Annotated in this window: 3 protein-coding genes and 1 pseudogene; all 4 read left to right on the forward strand. The window is 68.7% G+C overall.

The window, feature by feature from the left end; genetic code table 11:
• Positions 1 to 173: transposase (locus tag ADBZ6I_RS16670; protein ID WP_526385811.1), on the forward strand; the 173-nt coding region annotated here is incomplete at its 5' end.
• Between the two features lie 83 nt (positions 174 to 256).
• Entirely contained in the window at positions 257 to 1,291 is a 1,035-nt protein-coding gene (locus ADBZ6I_RS16675) for a site-specific integrase (protein ID WP_526385807.1), read from the forward strand.
• The gene (locus ADBZ6I_RS16680) at positions 1,288 to 3,228 is read left to right on the forward strand and encodes a tyrosine-type recombinase/integrase (RefSeq protein WP_526385809.1); all 1,941 of its coding nucleotides are present in this window, start codon (positions 1,288 to 1,290) and stop codon (positions 3,226 to 3,228) included. Before ADBZ6I_RS16675 ends, ADBZ6I_RS16680 begins: the two co-directional genes overlap by 4 nt.
• Before the next feature lie 45 nt (positions 3,229 to 3,273).
• Positions 3,274 to 3,401, forward strand: a pseudogene (locus tag ADBZ6I_RS16685) (transposase); the annotation flags it as partial.

Raw genomic sequence — 3,401 nt, forward strand, 5'->3', positions numbered from 1 at the left:
TCATCGACGCCCTGGCCGACAAGCTCCCGAAAGTCGCTGACCACTTGGAGAACGCCCGCGCGGACCTGCTGGCGTTCACCGCGTTCCCCAAGCAGATCTGGCGCCAAATCTGGTCGAACAACCCCCTATCGGTTAACCGGCCCTGGCAGGACACGCAGCGGGCTGCGGCGTGAGATCCGCAGCGGTGTCCATGGGCGGGTGGATGCTCTGCTAAGGACAGGGCGCTGAGGGGAAGGCGGGAGCAGCGGTGGCTGTGGTGAGGCTTCACGCGGTCGAGGGCGGGTATCAGCTCGACGGCGACTGGGAGGGCCGGGAGGGGGCGAATGCGTTCCTCAGGCACCTGGCTGGGCGGGGGTTCAGCCCGGCGACGGTGCGGGCGTATGGCTTCGATGTGGCGAACTTGGCGCGTTTCCTCACCGAGCGGGATGTGAGGCTGTCGGCGGTGAATGCCGCGCTGGTGTTCGACTGGATCGATTGGCAAGGAGTCCGCGGTGCTGATCGGTCTCGAGCGGGGTCGGCGGCGGCGTCAACGGTGAACCGTCGGGTTGCGGCGGTGCGGGCATTCTTCGAGTACTTGGTGATGACCGGCCGCCGCGGAGACAACCCGGTGCCGTCACCGCGGCGGGGGCAGGGCTTGCGCCGCCCGCAGGCGGGTCTGCTGGGCCATCTCGGTCCTGGTCGCGTCCGGCCCGGCGGCAGGTTGGTGCGCCAGCCGCAGCTGTTGCCGGAATCGTTGCCGGCCAAAGATATCGAGGCGTTCATTGCCACACTCGGGACCCATCGGGATCGGGCGATGGTGTTGGCGATGCTGTTTGGTGGGCTGCGCTCGGCGGAGGTCCGGGGCCTGCTGCTGGCCGATGCCGACATGGGACGACGGCGGCTGCGGGTGATCGGAAAGGGCCGCAAGGAACGCCACGTACCGGTGGATACCGCATTTTTCACCGAGATGGCGGCCTATCTGCGCTGGGAACGCCCACCCGGGTTGGCCACACCGGAGTGTTTCGTGGTGCTGCGCGGCCCCACCACCGGGGCACCGGTCAGCGAAGCCGGCCTGCGCAGCCTGTTTCGCCGCCACCGTGAGCTCTCCGGGTCAACGCGGGTGCGTCCGCACCGGCTGCGCCACACCTACGGCACCGAATTGGCCTCGGCAGGAATCGATCTGCTCGCCTTGCGGGCGTTGATGGGCCACTCCTCCCCGGAGACAACGGCCCGCTACGTGCACCTGTCGATCGAGCAGCTAGCCGCCGAATACGGAGCCGCCCGCGCGAGCCTTGCCGGGGCTTCGCGATGACCACCACCGTTAAAGGCCGTGTCGATACCAGCGCACTGCTGGGGGACTATCTAGACCACGTCAGGAGACTGGGGCTGAGTGAGCGGTCAGTCCGCGACCGGACCCGCATCGCGCAAGAATTCCTCTCTCGTCACCCCGATCTGCAGGCCTGGATGGGCCTGCCGGCGGTCGAGCGGGCCGCTGAGATCAAGTCCAACCGCGCGTGGCCGCTGCTGTGCTTTGCGATCGGCGCCGACCGGCTGCGGCTGGATGTCGAGTTGGCCGCCGTCAAACAGCTGACCGGACTCGGCGCGGCCGTTGAGGCCCGCGACCCGGTCGGGTTCTCCACCCTGCGGCGTGCCGGAGGCCGGCTCGGCTGGACCGACTCCTGGGTTGCCACCGTGCTCGGCGAGGGCCTGGCGGTCGTGCTGGCTTGCCGGGGCGGGCTGATCGCCGACCTCACCACCGAGGCGATCGAGGACTTCGACCGGGCACTCTCGGCGAGCTCGATCCCGGCGTCCGCACGGCGGGCCTATCGTGCCCGGCTGGCCAGCCTGCGCCAACTGCTCTACGAGACCCGCGTCCTGGATACCGCTCCTCGACGACGGCCGTGGGCACGCAGCCTTGAGCAACGCTTCAAGGACGTCGCGATGGCCGACCCGATCCGCGACACCCTGCTGCGCTATGTCCGGCTCCGCGCGACCGTGCTGCGCCCGAAATCGTTGGAATCGCTGATCAACGACCTGCTGCCCTTCGCCGAGTACCTCGCCAGCCACCACCGGCAACTGACCAGCCTGCAGGAGTTGGACCGCACCTGCATCGAAGGCTTCCTGGTCTGGAACCGCACCCGCAGTTGGCGGGGTCAACGCGCCCGCGCCGGCGCCGGGCGCACCGTCTCGGCCGCCGTCGCGCAGTCGGCGGTGCTCAGCCTGCGCAACCTGCTCGATGACATCACCACCTGGGGGTGGGACCAAGCACCCGCCCGGCGGCTCGTCTTTGCCGCCGACATCCCCAAACTTGACCAGCCGCTACCGAGGGCACTGGCCCCGGACATCGACGCGGCGGTGATGAATGCCGTTGCCCACCTCAATGATCCGTTCGCCCGGGTCGGGCTGACCGTGCTGCGCGGTGCCGGGCTGCGGGTCGGTGAACTACTCGACCTGGAGGTGGGCAGCATCATCGACTACGGCCCCGCAGGCACCTGGCTGAAGGTGCCGCTGGGCAAGCTGGCCACCGAACGCATGGTGCCCCTCTCCGCGACCACCATCGCCGCTCTCGACGAGTGGGTGAGCCACCGCGGCAGCCACCGGCCACTGACCCACCCCCGGACCGGAACCTTCACCGACTTCCTCTTCACCGCACACGGTCGCCGACTGGGCTACTCCAGGCTGCGCAACGGGCTGATCGCCGCCGCGGAATCCGCCGGGTTACGCGCACCCCACGGTGGCCCGTTGACTGTCACCCCCCACCAGCTGCGTCACACCTGGGCCACCGAACTTGCCAACGCCGGCATGAGCCTGCAAGCGTTGATGGCGCTGCTCGGGCACGTCACACCGCAGATGACCATCCGGTACGCCACCCTCGCCTCGCCGGCCCTGCGGGGCGCCTACGACGAAGCGATGGGCAAGATGCGCCGTCAGTTCACCCTTACCCCGGCCGGCAAGCCGATCCTGCCCGACAAGGTTAGCTGGCTGCACAGTGAAATGATCAAAACCCGCGTCGCCCACGGCTACTGCGCCCGTCACCCGGCAGCCGGTGCCTGCACCTACGCCAACATCTGCGAAACCTGCGACAACTACATCACCGCGCCCGAATTCCGCGACGCCCTCACCCACCAGTTGACCGACATCCACGCCCTGAAATCTGATGCCGAAAGCCGCGGCTGGACTGACGACGCCGCCCGCCACGAACGCGTTGCCCACGCCCTCACCGACCATCTCCAGCGCCTCGACCGATAATGCCCAACCAGCACTCCGGGTAGCGCTGCCCCCGAGGGCCGGATAAAGGAGCGCCTCAACAAGGAGATCCGCCGGCGCACCGACGTCGTCGGAATCTTCCCCGACCGCAACGCCCTGATCCGCCTCGTCGGCGCCGTTCTGGCCGAACAGCACGACGAATGGGCCGAATCGCG

It is taken from the genome of Mycobacterium sp., from assembly GCF_044342925.1.
GTDB lineage: Bacteria > Actinomycetota > Actinomycetes > Mycobacteriales > Mycobacteriaceae > Mycobacterium.

Excerpts from the sequence above, each read along its gene's own strand:
- ADBZ6I_RS16680 (WP_526385809.1), top strand. The coding sequence starts at position 1,288 with ATGACCACCACCGTTAAAGGCCGTGTCGATACCAGCGCACTGCTGGGG.